The 1,204-nt window shown below is 63.6% G+C and carries 1 pseudogene; it reads left to right on the forward strand.

From position 1 onward, the window contains the following. Positions 1–384: 384 nt before the first annotated feature. Positions 385–1,204, forward strand: a pseudogene (locus tag DYI24_RS26860) (diguanylate cyclase); the annotation flags it as partial.

The raw sequence follows: 1,204 nt of genomic DNA on the forward strand, positions 1-1,204 counted from the left end.
GAAGTCTATCGTGCCAACAGCGCTGCGGCGCCGCGCGCCGGCACACCGATCAACTAACCGGGCACCGCTCGGCACCGGCAGTCAGCTGCCGTTCGCATGTCAAAAGGGCCGGCGGAGCGATCCGCCGGCCCTTTGCTTTGCGCCGAAGACTGCTGCGTTGATCCTTCGCAGCAATTGACCCGCCGGCGCCGACATGAGCAATATTGAACAGGCATGGTCTTGAACAATTCCAGCGCCGCTCCCCGATTCAAGTTTTGCTTACCGTGATTGCTAACCCGCCTCTCATCTGTGGCAGGTAGTTTTCGCGGGATGCAACACGTCCGGCCCCCAGATCCGGCTTTCGAACCTCCTCCTGACATCGGCGAGAACTCGTCCGTCGCCGGGATGCTGCGTCTTCGCCCGATCCTCTGGCTGATCCTGAGCGGCGCCCTGCTGATTGCCGGTATTGCGGTCACCACCGCGCTGACTGTCAGCAATTTCAAGGAGAAGGCGCTGCGCAACGGCGAGCGCGAGCTGTCAAACACCGCGTTGCTGCTGGCGCTGCATTACGACCGCGAAATCGACGATTTCCTGGCGATGCAGAACGACATCGTCAGCACTGCCCGCCAGATGCGGCAGCCGTCGGCCGAAGCGTTCGGCGGCACGATGGCGACGCTGGCGATGCATCAGACTCTGCGCTCGCGCGCCCGAGGTGCGACCGAGATCACTGCGCTGAAAATTTTCGATTCCAACGGCATCCTGATCAACACCTCCGACGTGTGGCCGGTGCCGGTGCTGTCGATCGCAGATCAACGCTACTTCCTCGACCACAAATCCGGGACCGCGCAGCGGGTTACCGTCGCGCTGGAGCAGAACGCGCTGGCTGGCGGCTGGAGCATCGTGCTGGCGCAGCGCCTGACTGCAGCCGACGGTGAATTCCTCGGCGTGGTCACGCGCGCGATCACGCCGGCGCATTTCGACCGTTTCCTGTCGCAGGTCTCGCTGATCGGCGATTCAGCCGTCTCGATGCATCACAGCGACGGCACCTTGCTGACGCGTCACCCGTTCGCCGAGGGCATGATCGGCCGCAATTTCCGCGACGGACCGCTTCAGCAGCAGGCGATGTTCGACGACCACACCACCGCGCGGCTGACCAGCCCGATCGACGGACTGGACCGGCTGGTCGCATCGCACGCGCTTACCGAACTGCCGATCGTGATGGTTG

The sequence above is a fragment of the Rhodopseudomonas sp. BR0C11 genome (assembly GCF_010820945.1).
Lineage (GTDB): Bacteria > Pseudomonadota > Alphaproteobacteria > Rhizobiales > Xanthobacteraceae > Rhodopseudomonas > Rhodopseudomonas palustris_H.